The organism is Pseudomonas sp. P5_B3 (assembly GCF_056400405.1).
This window is the reverse complement of the sequence record NZ_JBFULI010000041.1, coordinates 1-14415: the sequence shown is the minus strand read 5'-3', so window position 1 is coordinate 14415 and position 14415 is coordinate 1. Positions and strand designations below refer to the sequence as shown.

General features: G+C 61.6%; 15 protein-coding genes. 9 read left to right on the top strand and 6 right to left on the bottom strand.

Translation table 11 applies throughout. The features are described from left to right. The first annotated feature begins 252 nt into the window (after positions 1–252). Positions 253–1299, top strand: a complete 1047-nt coding sequence (locus AC1DRN_RS21640) for a class I SAM-dependent methyltransferase (protein WP_223463038.1) — start codon at positions 253–255, stop codon at positions 1297–1299. A 122-nt stretch (positions 1300–1421) separates the two neighbouring features. After that, the gene (locus AC1DRN_RS21635) at positions 1422–2264 is read left to right on the top strand and encodes an NAD-dependent protein deacetylase (protein WP_223463039.1); all 843 of its coding nucleotides are present in this window, start codon (positions 1422–1424) and stop codon (positions 2262–2264) included. 134 nt (positions 2265–2398) lie between these two features. Here the strand turns inward: AC1DRN_RS21635 and AC1DRN_RS21630 are convergent, their stop codons facing one another. Next, entirely contained in the window at positions 2399–3301 is a 903-nt protein-coding gene (locus AC1DRN_RS21630; RefSeq protein WP_223463040.1) for a LysR family transcriptional regulator, read from the bottom strand. 175 nt (positions 3302–3476) lie between these two features. Between AC1DRN_RS21630 and AC1DRN_RS21625 the strand changes: the two genes are divergently transcribed. The 3 genes from AC1DRN_RS21625 to AC1DRN_RS21615 are packed head-to-tail and all read left to right on the top strand — an operon-like array spanning position 3477 to position 6070. Then, positions 3477–4175, top strand: a complete 699-nt coding sequence (locus tag AC1DRN_RS21625; RefSeq protein WP_008063052.1) for a CoA transferase subunit A — start codon at positions 3477–3479, stop codon at positions 4173–4175. Positions 4176–4211: 36 nt separating this feature from the next. After that, positions 4212–4877, top strand: coding sequence for a CoA transferase subunit B (locus AC1DRN_RS21620; RefSeq protein WP_074875601.1), 666 nt, complete (start codon positions 4212–4214; stop codon positions 4875–4877). Positions 4878–4888: 11 nt separating this feature from the next. Next, the gene (locus AC1DRN_RS21615) at positions 4889–6070 is read left to right on the top strand and encodes an acetyl-CoA C-acetyltransferase (protein WP_477786795.1); all 1182 of its coding nucleotides are present in this window, start codon (positions 4889–4891) and stop codon (positions 6068–6070) included. Positions 6071–6388: 318 nt separating this feature from the next. On the opposite strand, the gene AC1DRN_RS21610 is transcribed toward AC1DRN_RS21615, so the two are convergent. Beyond that, the gene (locus tag AC1DRN_RS21610) at positions 6389–6919 is read right to left on the bottom strand and encodes a chalcone isomerase family protein (protein WP_223463042.1); all 531 of its coding nucleotides are present in this window, start codon (positions 6917–6919) and stop codon (positions 6389–6391) included. 164 nt (positions 6920–7083) lie between these two features. Here AC1DRN_RS21610 and AC1DRN_RS21605 point away from each other — a divergent pair, with 164 nt between their 5' ends. Then, complete coding sequence (locus AC1DRN_RS21605) at positions 7084–7878, top strand: hypothetical protein (RefSeq protein WP_223463043.1); 795 nt, start codon at positions 7084–7086, stop codon at positions 7876–7878. Between the two features lie 138 nt (positions 7879–8016). After that, complete coding sequence (locus AC1DRN_RS21600) at positions 8017–8583, top strand: DcrB/PsbP domain-containing protein (protein ID WP_223463044.1); 567 nt, start codon at positions 8017–8019, stop codon at positions 8581–8583. A gap of 3 nt (positions 8584–8586) precedes the next feature. Here AC1DRN_RS21600 and AC1DRN_RS21595 read toward each other — a convergent pair whose 3' ends face one another. From AC1DRN_RS21595 to AC1DRN_RS21585, 3 genes are all read right to left on the bottom strand, one after another. Further along, positions 8587–9303 carry an alpha/beta hydrolase gene (locus AC1DRN_RS21595; protein WP_223463045.1) on the bottom strand — a complete coding sequence of 239 codons (717 nt, stop codon included), beginning with the start codon at positions 9301–9303 and terminating at the stop codon, positions 8587–8589. A 182-nt stretch (positions 9304–9485) separates the two neighbouring features. Further along, positions 9486–10598, bottom strand: coding sequence for a succinylglutamate desuccinylase/aspartoacylase family protein (locus AC1DRN_RS21590; RefSeq protein WP_223463046.1), 1113 nt, complete (start codon positions 10596–10598; stop codon positions 9486–9488). A gap of 204 nt (positions 10599–10802) precedes the next feature. Beyond that, on the bottom strand, positions 10803–11582 hold the full coding sequence (locus AC1DRN_RS21585) for an ABC transporter substrate-binding protein (RefSeq protein ID WP_223463047.1): 780 nt from the start codon (positions 11580–11582) through the stop codon (positions 10803–10805). A 330-nt stretch (positions 11583–11912) separates the two neighbouring features. On the opposite strand from AC1DRN_RS21585, the gene AC1DRN_RS21580 reads away from it, so the two are divergent. After that, positions 11913–12551, top strand: a complete 639-nt coding sequence (locus tag AC1DRN_RS21580) for a type 1 glutamine amidotransferase (RefSeq protein ID WP_457266139.1) — start codon at positions 11913–11915, stop codon at positions 12549–12551. Positions 12552–12643: 92 nt separating this feature from the next. Here the strand turns inward: AC1DRN_RS21580 and AC1DRN_RS21575 are convergent, their stop codons facing one another. After that, complete coding sequence (locus AC1DRN_RS21575; protein WP_223463049.1) at positions 12644–13078, bottom strand: rhodanese-like domain-containing protein; 435 nt, start codon at positions 13076–13078, stop codon at positions 12644–12646. A gap of 101 nt (positions 13079–13179) precedes the next feature. Between AC1DRN_RS21575 and ftrA the strand changes: the two genes are divergently transcribed. Further along, positions 13180–14154, top strand: a complete 975-nt coding sequence (gene ftrA, locus AC1DRN_RS21570) for a transcriptional regulator FtrA (RefSeq protein WP_457266138.1) — start codon at positions 13180–13182, stop codon at positions 14152–14154. The last annotated feature ends 261 nt before the right edge of the window (positions 14155–14415 follow it).

The window sequence follows — 14415 nt, the reverse complement described above, 5'->3', positions numbered from 1 at the left end:
CGGTCACCAAAGATGTTGGATCTGCCGGCCTCATCGCGGGCAAGCCCGCTCCCACAGGGTTCGGTGTCGAAACAGAAAATCCAGCCACAAGGGGCTTTCGTCGCGCCAGACCCCGCAGTACAAGGCCCGAACTAGACTCAACGCACACAGGACCCGCTTGGTGCCCTGCACATTCCCACGACCACCGCCCAGCGGCGAACACCTCGCCAGACACTGCCCCTGGACCGTGATCCTGTTGAAGGAGCACAGATGATGGACGAGGCCAGACTCAACGATTTCATGGGCAAACTGGTAAATGACATGGGCGGCGCGGCGATGCTCGCCAACGTCATCCTCGGCGAAGAGCTCGGCCTGTACCGGGCGATGGCCGACTGCCAGCCGATCACCCCCGAAACCCTTGCCGGGAAAACCGGCTGCAACACCCGCCTGCTGCGCGAATGGCTCAGCGCCCACGCCGCCTCCGGCTACATGGAACACCATGACGGCCAGTTCCGCCTGCCCGAAGAGCAAGCCATGGCTTTGGCAAACGAAGACTCACCGGTCTATGTGGCGGGCGGGATCAGCGTGGTCGCGTCGTTTTTCCACGACAAGGACAAGCTGGTCAACGCCATGCGCGGCAACGGTGCCCTGCCCTGGGGCGATCACCATCCGTGCATGTTCAGCGGCACCGAACGCTTCTTCCGCCCCGGCTACAAAGCCCATTTGGTCGCCGAATGGTTGCCGGCCCTCGACGGTGTGGTGGCCAAACTGGAAGCCGGGGCCAAAGTGGCGGACATCGGCTGCGGCCATGGCGCCTCCACGGTGATCATGGCCCAGGCCTTTCCTGATTCGCGCTTCGTCGGTTTCGACTACCACGCGCCCTCCGTTACCGTCGCCACCCAACGCGCCGAAGAAGGCGGTGTGTCCGGTCGTGCCCGGTTCTTCCAGGGCACGGCCAAAAGCTACCCCGGCAGTGACTATGACCTGATCTGCTACTTCGACTGCCTGCACGACATGGGCGACCCGGTGGGTGCGGCCAAACATGCCTATGAGTCATTGAAGGACGACGGCACCGTGTTGCTGGTCGAGCCCTACGCCAACGATCTGCTCGACGACAACGTCAACCCGGTCGGACGCCTGTTCTACGCGGCCTCGACCTTCATCTGCACGCCCAACTCGCTGTCCCAGGAAGTCGGCCTCGGCCTCGGCGCCCAGGCCGGTGAAGCACGGTTGCGCAAGGTGTTCAGCGAGGCTGGATTCACCCGTTTTCGCCGCGCCACGGAAACGCCGTTCAACCTGATACTGGAGGCGCGTAAATAGTCCCCGCCGCCATCTGTAGGAGCGAGCTTGCTCCGGGCGGCGTTCCGATGAGGGTGTGTCAGCTATATTGATGTCGACTGACACTCCATCGCGAGCAGGCTCACTCCTACAGGTTTCCCGACATGCTTGACCGCCGGATCCATGAACAGCTCGATCGCCTCCATCAGCTCATGGCCGACGCGCCGTTTGCCGTGCTGACCGGGGCCGGTATCAGCACGCCATCGGGCATTCCGGATTATCGCGACAACCAGGGCGTGCGGCGTGGCAGGCAGCCGATGATGTATCAGGAATTTCTCTCGGCCCCGGAGTCCCGGCGACGCTATTGGGCGCGGGCGATGCTCGGCTGGCCACGGGTGCATCTGGCGCAGCCGAACGTGGCCCACGACACCCTGGCCCGTTTGCAAGGCATGGGGCAGATCAGCGGGTTGATCACCCAGAACGTCGACACCTTGCACGACCAGGCCGGCAGCCATGACGTGATCGAGCTCCACGGCAGTCTGCACCGGGTTTTGTGCCTGGATTGCGGTCGGCGCAGCGAGCGCGATTCGATCCAGCACCTGATGGAAACACAGAACCCGTACCTGGCCGGTGTCGACGCGGTACAGGCGCCGGACGGCGACACCTTGCTCGACCCGGCCTTCGAGGCACGCTTCCAGGTCCCCCGCTGCCCGCATTGCGCCGGGGAACGGATGAAGCCGGATGTGGTGTTCTTTGGCGAGAACGTCGCGCAGGCCACGGCGGCCAAGGCGATGGCAGCCGTTGAACAGGCTGCCGGGTTGTTGGTACTCGGGTCTTCGTTGATGGCCTATTCGGCATTTCGTTTGTGCCGGGCGGTGGCGGATCAGGGCAAGCCGTTGATCGCGATCAACCTGGGCAAGACCCGGGCGGATGAGATGCTGGATTTGAAGATCGAGGGGGCGTGCGAGCGGTTGTTGCCATTGCTGGCCGAACGCTTTGCCCCCTGAAGAAAACACCATCCCTGTGGGAGCGGGCTTGCCCGCGATGGCGGTGGATCTGTCGATAAATATGCTGGATGTGCCGGCCCTATCGCGGGCAAGCCCGCTCCCACAGGGACTGTGATCAGTACAGAGGATTGTGATCAGCTCATGGCAACTCGTTGCCCAAGGTTTTCCTCTTTGAGCACATCAAACAACGCCTGCGCCGCCGCCGACAGCTCTCCCCCGGGCAACGTCAACACCCCAAGCGCCCGCTCCACCACCGGATCGCGCAAGGTAATGCAACGCGCGCCCAGCTCACGCATCTGCCCGGCACACAAGGCCGGCACCGCGCTCACGCCCAGGCCACTGGCAACCATGCGCCCGACCGTCGCCAGTTGATGGCTTTCAAACTCCACCGGCAGTTTCATGCCCCGGGCCTGCAAATGCTCTTCAAGCATGACCCGCACCGTGGACGGTCGCTGCAAGGTAATGAACGGTTCCTTGAGCAGGGTTTGCCAGTCGATGTCATCGAGTTCGGCCAGTGTCGAATCCCGGGGCACCACTGCAACGAATCGGTCGATGTACAACGGCGTGAATTGCAGCGACGAACTCATGGTCGGCTCGAACGCCACCCCCAGTTCAACCTGGCGGTCACGGACCATTTCCAGCACCTGCTCGTTGATCACGTCATTGACCGTCACGTTGACGTTCGGATAACGGGCGCGGAACGTCTTGAGGATCGGCGGCAGCAGGTTGCCGGCGAACGATGGCATCGCCGCCAGGGTCACGCGACCGCGCTGCAGGGTGAAGCGTTGGCGCATTTCATCCTCGACATTGTCCCAGTCGGCGATCAACCGGCGCGCGAGCGGCAGCAGGGATTCGCCTTCGGCGGTGAGTGCCACGTTACGCGTGTTGCGGGTGAACAAGCGCCCGCCCAGGCCTTCCTCCAGCGCCTTGATGGTCAGGCTCAGGGCCGATTGCGACAAGTGCAGGCGCTCGCAGGCCACGGCAAAGCTCAGGCTCTGGGCCACCGCCAGAAAGGCGCGGATCTGCTTGACGGTCATGGGGCAATGCTCCAGTTGTAAGCTACAGGTTCTAAGCTGAAAAGGACGGGGCAGCACATTATTGAGCTTTATCAATCAATCCGCTCTAAAAAACAACTTAACAAATGAATCTTGCAGCGAGACACTCCCTCCCATTCGGCTAGCCAGCCGCCCACAAAGAATAAAAGAGGTGCATATGGCAGGTTTCGACAAGCGCGTGAGTTCCTACGAGGAAGCCCTGGCAGGTCTTGAAGACGGCATGACCGTGATCGCTGGCGGCTTCGGCCTGTGCGGCATCCCGGAAAACCTGATCAACGAGATCAAGCGCAAAGGTACTCGCGACCTCACCGTGGTTTCCAACAACTGCGGCGTCGACGGTTTCGGCCTCGGCGTACTGCTGACCGACCGCCAGATCAGCAAAGTGGTGGCGTCCTACGTCGGCGAAAACAAGCTGTTCGAAGAGCAACTGCTCAAAGGCGAAATCGAAGTCATCCTGACCCCGCAAGGCACCCTCGCTGAAAAAATGCGCGCAGGCGGTGCCGGCATTCCGGCCTTCTTCACCGCTACCGGCGTTGGCACGCCTGTCGCCGATGGCAAGGAAGTCCGCGAATTCCATGGCCGCAAGTACCTGATGGAAGAATCCATCACCGGCGACTTCGCCATCGTCAAAGGCTGGAAAGCCGACCATTTCGGTAACGTGATCTATCGCCACACGGCCCAGAACTTCAACCCGCTGGCCGCCACTGCCGGCAAGATCACCGTGGTCGAAGTCGAAGAAATCGTCGAACCCGGCGAGCTGGACCCGGCGCAGATCCACACCCCTGGCATCTACGTCGACCGGATCATCTGCGGCACGTTCGAGAAGCGCATCGAACAGCGCACCGTGCGTAAGTGATCCCCTGCCCCCGGACCGAATGAAGGAATAACGACAATGGCACTTTCCCGCGAACAAATGGCTCAACGCGTCGCCCGCGAAATGCAGGACGGCTTCTACGTGAACCTGGGCATCGGCATTCCGACCCTGGTCGCCAACTACATCCCCGAAGGCATGGAAGTCATGCTGCAATCGGAAAACGGCCTGCTGGGCATGGGTCCGTTTCCTACTGAAGACACCATCGATGCCGACATGATCAACGCCGGCAAGCAGACCGTGACCGCCCGTATCGGTGCTTCGATCTTTTCCTCGGCCGAGTCCTTCGCGATGATCCGCGGTGGCCATGTCGACCTGACCGTATTGGGCGCGTTCGAAGTGGACGTCGAAGGCAACATCGCTTCGTGGATGATCCCCGGCAAACTGGTCAAGGGCATGGGCGGCGCCATGGACCTGGTTGCCGGCGCAGACAACATCATCGTCATCATGACCCACGCCTCCAAGGATGGTGAGTCCAAGCTGTTGTCCAAATGCAGCCTGCCGCTGACCGGCGCCGGGTGTATCAAGCGCGTACTGACTGACCTGGCTTACCTGGAAATCGAAAACGGCGCGTTCATTTTGAAAGAGCGCGCACCGGGTGTCAGCGTCGAAGAGATCGTTGCCAAGACTGCCGGTAAACTGATCGTGCCGGACCACGTTCCGGAAATGCAGTTCGCTGCCCAGTGAGGAATCATTCCATGCAAGAAGTCGTCATTGTTGCCGCCACGCGCACCGCGATCGGCAGCTTCCAGGGATCCCTGGCCAATGTGTCCGCGGTTGACCTGGGCGCTGCGGTGATCCGCCAGTTGCTGGCGCAAACCGGACTGGATCCTGCGCAAGTCGATGAAGTGATCATGGGCCAGGTGCTGACCGCCGGCGCCGGGCAAAACCCTGCGCGCCAGGCCGCGATCAAGGCCGGCCTGCCCTTCGCCGTGCCGGCCATGACCCTGAACAAGGTCTGCGGTTCGGGCCTCAAGGCCTTGCACCTGGGTGCTCAGGCGATTCGCTGCGGCGATGCCGAAGTGATCATTGCTGGCGGTCAGGAAAACATGAGCCTGGCCAACTACGTCATGCCCGGTGCCCGCACCGGCCTGCGCATGGGTAACGGGCAAATCGTCGACACCATGATCAGCGATGGCCTGTGGGATGCATTCAACGATTACCACATGGGCATCACTGCCGAGAACCTGGCCGAGAAGTACAGCCTGAGCCGCGAGCAGCAGGACGCGTTCGCCGCTGCCTCGCAGCAGAAAGCCGTGGCCGCTATCGAGGCCGGGCGCTTCGTCGATGAAATCACCCCGATCCTGATCCCGCAGCGCAAGGGCGATCCGCTGTCCTTCGCCACCGACGAGCAGCCACGGGCCGGCACCACCGCCGAATCCCTGGGCAAGCTCAAGCCAGCCTTCAAGAAGGACGGTTCGGTGACCGCCGGTAACGCTTCGTCGCTGAACGACGGTGCCGCGGCCGTGATCCTGATGAGCGCCGAAAAGGCCAAAGCCCTCGGCCTGCCGGTACTGGCGAAAATCGCCGCCTACGCCAACGCAGKCGTCGATCCGGCGATCATGGGCATCGGCCCGGTGTCGGCCACCCGCCGCTGCCTGGACAAGGCCGGCTGGAACATCAACCAGCTTGAGCTGGTTGAGGCCAACGAAGCCTTCGCCGCGCAATCCCTGGCGGTGGCCAAGGACCTGGAATGGGACTTGAACAAGGTCAACGTCAACGGCGGCGCCATTGCGCTCGGTCACCCGATCGGGGCCTCGGGTTGCCGCGTGCTGGTGACCCTGCTGCATGAAATGCTCAAGCGTGACGCCAAGAAAGGCCTCGCCACCCTGTGTATCGGTGGTGGTCAGGGCGTGGCGCTGGCGCTCGAGCGGACGTAAGCCAACAGCGTTCAACAGACGGCGCGGGGACCCACGAAGATCCGTGACCGCCTGGAAAAACACCCGGTGCGATGCAAGTCGCACCGGGTTCTTTTTTGCCTGCGTTTTTTCAGTTGGACCGCGTTATCGTTCATCGCGAGCAAGCTCGCTCCCACAGGGGATTTGTGGCCACAGAAAGTTTACTGTGGGAGCGAGCTTGCTCCGGGCGGCGTTCCGACGATGAGGCCCGATCTGTCACCCCAGAAACTGCAGAATCAACCAACTGTTCGCCCCACTGATCACCACAAACCTCGGGCCAGGTCCGGCAAAACGCAAAGTCTACGGGGCCGCGCCCAGCAACTGCTGACGCAACTCTGGGTTATTGGTACGCGGATCGAGCCAGATGGCAAAAAACGCCTGGGCGAATTGCAGGTCCTTCACTTCACGCAGTAACTGCTGACCGAGAAAAAACCGCGCGCCCTGCCCCGGCAGATACACCCCGGTCAGCCGCGTGCCGGCCTGCACATCGACGAACGACTGCTGCATCTGCGCCTGCCAGGACGCCAGTTGCTCAGCACTGACCGAAGTGCCGGCGAGTCGCTTGATTTCCCTGACGCTGGCATTCACCAGGTCATCACGGGAAATGCTGCGCTGGTAGATCAGCTCCAGGGCGAACGGCTGATCGCTCGCCAGGGGCCGCGAAGTACTCCAGAGCCGTGCGCTGTAGACATCGAAGCCGTACTTGCGAAACTCGCCGCTGCCGAGGATTTGCGCACCAGGCAGCGAATCCTGCCAATTGGCCAGGGCCTGGCAGCTCAGCAAAACCAGCAGCCACAGACTATGGCGCAGCGGTGATCGTTGACGGTTCATGGCGGGTTGGCCTCATTGCGGGATGCCCAAAAAACGTATGCGCAAAAGACCTTTCGCACAATTTCCAAAGGCTTGAATTTTGTATACAAAATTTACATACACATAAAGCAATCTACCCGATGCAATGTTACCGTTGCCACCTCACACAGGTCGGAGACGTGCGCGTGTTGATCCTTAAACTGCTGGTGATTCCAGGCTTTCTGCTACTGATTTCCCTGGCTGGCAAACGCTGGGGGCCGAGCGTGGCCGGTTGGTTGTCGGGGTTGCCGGTGGTGGTCGGGCCGATTCTGTTGTTCCTCGCCCTTGAACAAGGCGAGGCGTTCGCTGCGCAATCGGCCACCGCTGCGCTGTCGGCGATGTTCGCGATGATTGCGTTTTGCGTGACCTACGCCCAGATCGCGCAACGGGCCGGGTGGCCGCTGGCGTTGCTGATCTCGCTGTCGGTCTGGGCGCTGGTGGCGATTGCCCTGTCGCTGATCCCGGCATCCCTGGTGTTTTCGGTGTGCGCCGCCGCCACCGCGCTGCTCGCCGCACCGTACCTGTTCCCCGCCGTGCAACCGGTGCTCAATGGCCCGGCGCCGAAATCCGACAAGCTCCTGCTGCGCATGCTGGCCGGTGCATTGCTCACGCTAGTCGTGACCCTGCTGGCCAGCACTATCGGCGACCGCTGGAGCGGCCTGCTGGCGGTGTTCCCGGTATTGGGTAGCGTGATGGCGGTGTTCTCCCAGCAAACCCGTGGCCCGGCCTTTACCGCCGCGTTGCTGCGCGCCACCGCCACCGGCATGTACTCGTTCGCCGCCTTTTGCCTGGTGTTGGCGCTGGCCCTGCCGACGATGGGAATGAACGCTTTTGTGCTGGGCATCGCGGTGTCGGTGGCCATGCTGGGTGTGACCAAACGCCTGCTGGCGCGGCCGGCCGGTCCGACGACACACACTGAAGGCGCTGCCATCAAACGCTAGGCTGCATCGGGTCATCGGGATGTCCTCAGTATAGGTGGGTGCCCGGCCAAGGTGACCGCTCGGTAGAGCACGCTGGAATGCATCACAACCTCCATGGGATGATCGCGCCCCACCGCGCGCCCATCCCTGGAGATTCCGATGTCATTGTTGAGTAAAAAAGCCCTTGTCCTGCTGCTGGCAGCCGCTACCGGCCTGGGGGCTTTGAATGCGCAGGCCGCCAAGGCCGCTTCCAGCGATGCGCCCGCCCAGAAAGTCTCGATGCTCGGCGGCAAGTTCACCTTCAACCTGCCCAAGGGTTTCATCGCCAACCCGCTGCCGGCCAGCCCGGAGGGTGCGAGCGGCACCCTGTACAGCAATGAAACCACCAAGACCGTGGTGATCGCCGCTGAAAACACCCTGCCCAACAGCATCAGTGTCAAGGACAACGACGGCGCGTTCCTCGACGGCACCGTGGCCGACTTCGATTCGGCGCAACACAAGTCCCTGCCCGACTACAACAAACTGAGCGAGAAAAGCCTGACCCGGAAAACCGGGCTGGGCCTGCGCCAGGTCGACGGCACTGCCACACAAGGCGGTGGCATGACCCTCACCACCACGCTGATGGCGGCATCCGGCACCCGCATGGCGGTGATCCAGGTGATTTCCCGTCCCGGCGACATGGCGGCCCACGAAACCCTGATCAAACAGATCGTCAGCGCAAAATAAGGCTCAGGGGTTGAGACGCTGCAACCAGGCGCTCAAATCCTGGATCTCGTCGGCGCTGATGTTGTGGCCGACACCGGGATAGCCGTGAAACTCGGGCTCGAGCGACACGCTCTGCAGCAGGCTGTTGGCTTCAGTGCCGTCGCTGTAGGGAAGGCGTTTGTCCTGCTCGCCATGACCGATGAAAATCGCCAGCGACTGGCGTTTTTCATCCGGCACAAGCTCGGACTTGAGCACCGGCAGAATCCGCCCGCTCAACGCAGCGATGCCACCGAACGCCTCGGGATACCGCAGGCCCACTTCGTAGGACATGATCGCGCCCTGGCTGAAGCCGACCAGGAACACCTTCTCGGGTTCGGTGTGATATTTCTTCGTGGCCTGTGCGACGAATTCCAGCAGCAACTGGCCGCTGGATTTCAGATCATCGGTCTCGCCGTTGTAGGCCCCTTCACCCTTCTTGCGAAACCACTGGTAACTGCCCTCCTGCATCACAATCGGCGCTCGTACCGACAGGTAGGTGTAGGACTCGGGCAAGTCATCCTTGATGCCGAACAGGTCCTGCTCGTTACTGCCGTAACCGTGGAGGAAAATCACCAGGGGTTGATGGTTCGAATCGGCGTTGGCCTGTTCCAGGTATTTGAGCGGCAAGTCGGTTTGCAGCGGGGTTTGGGCGTGGACGACAGTAGATGCCAGGAGCGTAAGCAGCGCGAGAATCTTCAACATGGGTCTTCCTTCACGGAATGCAGGATTCGGGGAAGAGCCTAACACTGGTCAGTAGGCAGAGGCATCTCTAGCGTGGCGGGTGCCGTCATCGCGAGCAGGCTCACTCCTACATATGAAATGCATTCCACTGTAGGAGYGAGCCTGCTCGCGATGAGGCCAGGACAGACACCGAAGTACCTGGCTCAGTCGTTAATCAACTTCCCCACCCGAATCGGCTCGCGCCCCGCCACTTTCGCCTGCCAAGTGCCAGGCTGGGTGTAGCGCCCACGGTCGATGGCAAACAGCACGCCGCTGGTGCCGGCCTGCACGGTGGTGACCTTGTCGTTCAACGGGTCGACCACCTCGAACAGCGCATCGCCCTTTTCCACCCATTCCCCGGCCTCACGCAGGAAGCTCACCACACCGTGATGCGGAGCGAACAGGTATTGGGTGCCTTCGAATGGCATGCCTTCACAGCATTCGGCCGGTGCCGCCGGCCAGGTGCCGGAGATGAAACCCTGCTCGGCGAGGAACCCGAGAATGGCCTCGCAATTGGCCCGGGCCTGGTCGACGCGGGTGTCTCCCATGCTGCCCAGCTCCAGCGTGGTCGCCAGGTTGGCCGGTGGAATCGCCGCCGTCGGGAACGCCCTGGCCAGACGCAACCATGGCGCAGAACAGGATTCGTCGAACGAGCTGCCGCCAGAGTCTTCGCACAACAGCGCCACGCCGGCCTTCAAACGCGCCGCCAGGGACTGCCATTGTGGCCAGTGCTGCGGCAAGGCGTAGAGGTGGATCGCCGCATCGAAATCGCAATGCAGGTCGAGGGTGATGTCGGCGTCGCAGGCATGGCGCAGCAACAGGCGGTGCATAGCCTCCAACTGCGATGTCGCGGCTGGCAAGTCGTCGAGGACCTGGCCCATGGCCTGGCGAATCAGCGCGATGTTGGCCTGGGCATCGCTGCCGAGGCGATCACCGACCAACCCGGCCACCGGCGCACTGAGTTCGACGAACGAGCGGTTGAAGTTCTTGCCGCTGCCGAGCTCGAAACGCCCCATGTGGCTGCCTTGCAAGTGCTGATCGAGGCCAATGGGATTGGCCACCGGCACCAGTTCGATCACACCGTTCAATTGTCCCTGTTGTTCAAGTTCGGCCAGGCGCTTCTTCAACTCCCAGGCCGTGCGCATGCCCGGCAATTCGTCGGCGTGCAGGCTGGCCTGGATGTACACCTTGCGCGTACCCGCGCCATAACGAAACACGCTGAGGGTGCGCTCGGTGCCCAGGTGGCTCCAGGGCAGTATGTGATCGATGCGTTGCATGGGGGAACTCCTGATGTCGGAACGGCGAGATCACCTGTGGGAGCGAGCTTGCTCGCGATAAGGCCAGACCAGCCACCATCATTGTCGACTGTTCGACCGCTATCGCGAGCAAGCTCGCTCCCACAGGTATCTCGTTTCAATAGAAAGAAAGCACAAAAAAAATGGCAACCGCGCCAACGGTTGCCACTTTTTCAACCCGCTCGCTTACTCGCCGTAAACGTCAAACTTGAAGTACTTGTCCTGCACTTGCTTGTACTTGCCGTTGGCACGGATGTCGGTGATCGCTGTGTTGAATTTCTCGGCCAGGGCGGTATCACCCTTGCGCACGGCAATCCCGGCGCCGCCACCGAAGTATTTCGGATCGTTGTACTCAGGGCCGACAAAGGCAAAACCTTTACCGGCGTCGGTTTTCAGGAAACCGTCGTCCAGGTTGACCGAGTCGGCCAGCAACGCGTCAATGCGGCCGGAGACCATGTCCAGGTTGGCTTCCTGCTGGGAGCCGTAACGCACCAGGACAATCCCTGCCGGTTGCAATACTTCAGTGGCGAAGCGGTCGTGGGTACTGGCACGCAGGACACCGACTTTCTTGCCCTTGAGCTCGGTCAGCGGGTCCTTGACGTCGCTGCCTTCCTTCATCACGAAACGCGCCGGGGTGTGGTAGTACTTGATGGTGAAATCGACGTTCTTCTTGCGATCATCAGTGATGGTCATGGACGACAGGATGGCGTCGATTTTCTTGACCTTCAGTGCCGGGATCAGGCCATCGAACTCTTGCTCGACCCAGGTGCACTTGACCTTCATCTGCTCGCACAGGGCGTCGCCGATGTCCACGTCGAAACCGGCGAGTTTGCCGTCAGGGGTTTTCATCGAGAATGGCGGGTAGCCGGCTTCGATGCCGATGCGGATCGGCTTGGCGTCATCAGCCACGGCGGTCAGGGACAACATCGACAGTGCCAGGGCACCGAACATCACTAGCTTCTTCATTTATAACTCCTGTGCGCGGAGGCTTTTATTGGCAGCTTCGATTGGCAGCGTTCGGTTATCGCTTTGTGAGCGGGAACCGAAGTGGCCGGCAGTCTAGAGTGGCTACCGGAGGGCAAATTACGCCGAGGCGACAAATATTTACAGAAAAGTGGCGGCAGGATGGAGGTATTGAGGTGCACGCGCCATGACGGGGCAAAGTCTGTCAGACAAGCCGCGTTTTCAGCACAAACCTGCAGCGTTTGCGGCTGCATCCGACGGAATGAGCCGACTGGCGATGCTGGATGTTTTACGGCACATTGAGTGCCCTTGCGTCCCATCGAGACTAGCGTAATGCCCACGTTGAACCTGATCCAGCACCACCGCGCCGAGGGCCCGGGAGCCATCGCCATCTGGGCCGAATCCCGAGGGCTGGCGCTGAACGTGTTTCGCGCCGACCTGGGTCAATTGCCGCCCGTCAGCGCCGACCCCGTGATCCTGTTGGGCGGCCCTTATGAATCCAATGCCGGTCCGGCCTGGCTGGAAGCCGAACGGCAATGGCTCGCAGGCACTCTGGGTCTGGGTGGGGCCGTATTCGCGATATGCCTGGGGGCACAGTTGCTGGCACTGGGTCTCGGAGGGAATGTACGGCGGATGGACCGGACCGAAACCGGATGGACCCGCGTGAGCTTTATCGATGGGCAAACGCTGAAGGTGCTGGAGTGGCACGAAGACGCCATCGATCTGCCGCCTGCTGCGCAACTGCTGGCCAGCAGCGCGTTATGCGCACAGCAGATGTACCGCGCCGGGCCGACGCGGCTGGGGTTGCAGTTTCATCCAGAGTGGAATGCCGAATCGGTGGCCTTGCTCAATGCACATTTTGGCGATGAGTCGCCGTTGCCACGGGGTTCGGAGGAGACTGAGGCTTACGCAGCAGTGGCCAAGTGGTTGGAAGCGACACTGGATAAGTGGTGGGCGGCCGTAAATGAATAAAAAAGATCAAAAGATCGCAGGCTGCGCCAGCTCCTACAGGCACCGCAATCCAATGTAGGAGCTGGCGCAGCCTGCGATCTTTTACGGTTACATCAACACTCGCAACCGACCACGCTGCTGGCTTGCCGCTGTACCCCGACACCCAACTCAAACCCTTCATCCAGCCACCCGGTTACGCCACCGATCATTTCCTTGACCGGATAACCCAAGGCCGCCAGTTTCACTGCAGCCTTGTTGGCGCCATTGCAATGAGGCCCGGCGCAATAGACCACAAACAGGCTGTTTTTCGGATACCCCGCCAAACCTTCGGCGGTCAGCAAGCGACCGGGAATGTTGATCGCTCCCGGAACATGCCCACGTTCGAACGCCAGCGGGCCACGAACATCCACCAGAACGAAATCGACTTCACCGCCCTGCTGGCTGGCGTGGACGTCGGAACAATCGGTTTCGAACGTCAGACGGTTGCTGAAATGCATCAGGGCGATGGCCGATGGAGCGGCGGGAATTTCGCGTACCAGACTGGTCATGTTGTGTACTCCAAGGTATCGGTGGGTGTAGGAAGACTTTATCCGCCAGCCACTTGCAGCTACAGTGGCGCAAAAGACACTCACCGGGAACTTTCCGCCAAATGCACCCCAGCCCAGGAATGGTTGCGATTCTGGCCTACGACGGCCTCTGCACGTTCGAGTTCGGCATTGCCGTGGAGATCTTCGGCCTGCCACGCCCTGAATTCGATTTCCCGTGGTACGAGTATCGTATCGTCGCCGTCGATCATGGCCCGATGCGTGCCATGGGCGGCATCCAGGTCCTGGCCGATGGCGGCATGGAAATGCTCGCCGACGCACGGACCATCATCATCCCCGGCTGGCGCGACCGCAGCGCTGCAGTACCCGCCCAACTGGTCGCCGCCCTACGCCAGGCCCATGCGCGGGGCGCGCGGTTACTGTCGATCTGCTCCGGTGTTTTCGTCCTCGCCGCCACCGGCTTGCTCGACGGGCGCAGCGCGACCACGCACTGGCGCTATACCTCGGAACTGGCCGAGCGGTTTCCCGGCATCCTGGTGGACCCGGACGTGCTGTATGTCGATTCCGGTCAATTGATAACCTCCGCCGGCAGCGCGGCAGGCATCGATGCCTGCTTGCATCTGGTGGCGCGGGATTTCGGTACGCAGGTGGCCAACTCCGTGGCCCGACGCCTGGTCATGTCGCCGCAACGCAGTGGTGGTCAGGCGCAATTCATTCCGACGCCGGTCAGCCCTACACCGCGCAGCGATCTTTCCCGCGTCATGCAGTGGGCACGTGAGCGTTTGCACGAGCCGCTGGAGGTGCGCGACCTGGCCAGCGAAGCCGCCATGAGCGAACGCACCTTCCTGCGCCGCTTCACCGAAGCCAGCGGCCAGTCACCGAAAACCTGGTTGCAGCACGAACGTCTGGGCCGCGCCCGCGAACTGCTGGAAAGCAGTGACCAGAACACCGAGCAGATCGCCGAACGTTGTGGTTATCGCTCGGTGGAAAGCTTCCGGGTGGCCTTTCGCACGGTGGTGGGCGTGCCTCCGTCGGTGTATCGGGAGCGGTTTGGGCGTGGGGGCAATGCTGGTTTTTGAGGTGTTCTCAAGGGCCTCTTCGCGGGCAAGCCCGCTCCCACATCTATGGTTACCCCCTTTTCTGCAATACTGTTGTTGATGTCGTGTTTGGCTTGCTTTCATCTATCCGGCGTCTGAGTTGGGGTTGTGGCCCCCGCGCCTCGATGAGAATCGATGCCCAACGACCCTAATTAGGGGAACGGCCTTGCAGCCGTGTGAGAGCCCAGGGTTGTCGTCAGGCCGGTTGGCCGTTCATGTCATCAGTTATCCAGCATCGCAAAA

What these genes read in the sequence shown, in the direction of transcription:
- AC1DRN_RS21635 (WP_223463039.1), top strand. Translation starts at nt 1,422, where the DNA reads ATGCTTGACCGCCGGATCCATGAACAGCTCGATCGCCTCCATCAGCTC.
- AC1DRN_RS21600 (WP_223463044.1), top strand. Translation starts at nt 8,017, where the DNA reads ATGTCATTGTTGAGTAAAAAAGCCCTTGTCCTGCTGCTGGCAGCCGCT.
- AC1DRN_RS21620 (WP_074875601.1), top strand. Translation starts at nt 4,212, where the DNA reads ATGGCACTTTCCCGCGAACAAATGGCTCAACGCGTCGCCCGCGAAATG.
- AC1DRN_RS21630 (WP_223463040.1), bottom strand. Translation starts at nt 3,301, where the DNA reads ATGACCGTCAAGCAGATCCGCGCCTTTCTGGCGGTGGCCCAGAGCCTG.
- AC1DRN_RS21590 (WP_223463046.1), bottom strand. Translation starts at nt 10,598, where the DNA reads ATGCAACGCATCGATCACATACTGCCCTGGAGCCACCTGGGCACCGAG.
- AC1DRN_RS21580 (WP_457266139.1), top strand. Translation starts at nt 11,913, where the DNA reads ATGCCCACGTTGAACCTGATCCAGCACCACCGCGCCGAGGGCCCGGGA.
- AC1DRN_RS21585 (WP_223463047.1), bottom strand. Translation starts at nt 11,582, where the DNA reads ATGAAGAAGCTAGTGATGTTCGGTGCCCTGGCACTGTCGATGTTGTCC.
- AC1DRN_RS21595 (WP_223463045.1), bottom strand. Translation starts at nt 9,303, where the DNA reads ATGTTGAAGATTCTCGCGCTGCTTACGCTCCTGGCATCTACTGTCGTC.
- AC1DRN_RS21625 (WP_008063052.1), top strand. Translation starts at nt 3,477, where the DNA reads ATGGCAGGTTTCGACAAGCGCGTGAGTTCCTACGAGGAAGCCCTGGCA.
- AC1DRN_RS21575 (WP_223463049.1), bottom strand. Translation starts at nt 13,078, where the DNA reads ATGACCAGTCTGGTACGCGAAATTCCCGCCGCTCCATCGGCCATCGCC.
- ftrA (WP_457266138.1), top strand. Translation starts at nt 13,180, where the DNA reads ATGCACCCCAGCCCAGGAATGGTTGCGATTCTGGCCTACGACGGCCTC.
- AC1DRN_RS21640 (WP_223463038.1), top strand. Translation starts at nt 253, where the DNA reads ATGGACGAGGCCAGACTCAACGATTTCATGGGCAAACTGGTAAATGAC.
- AC1DRN_RS21610 (WP_223463042.1), bottom strand. Translation starts at nt 6,919, where the DNA reads ATGAACCGTCAACGATCACCGCTGCGCCATAGTCTGTGGCTGCTGGTT.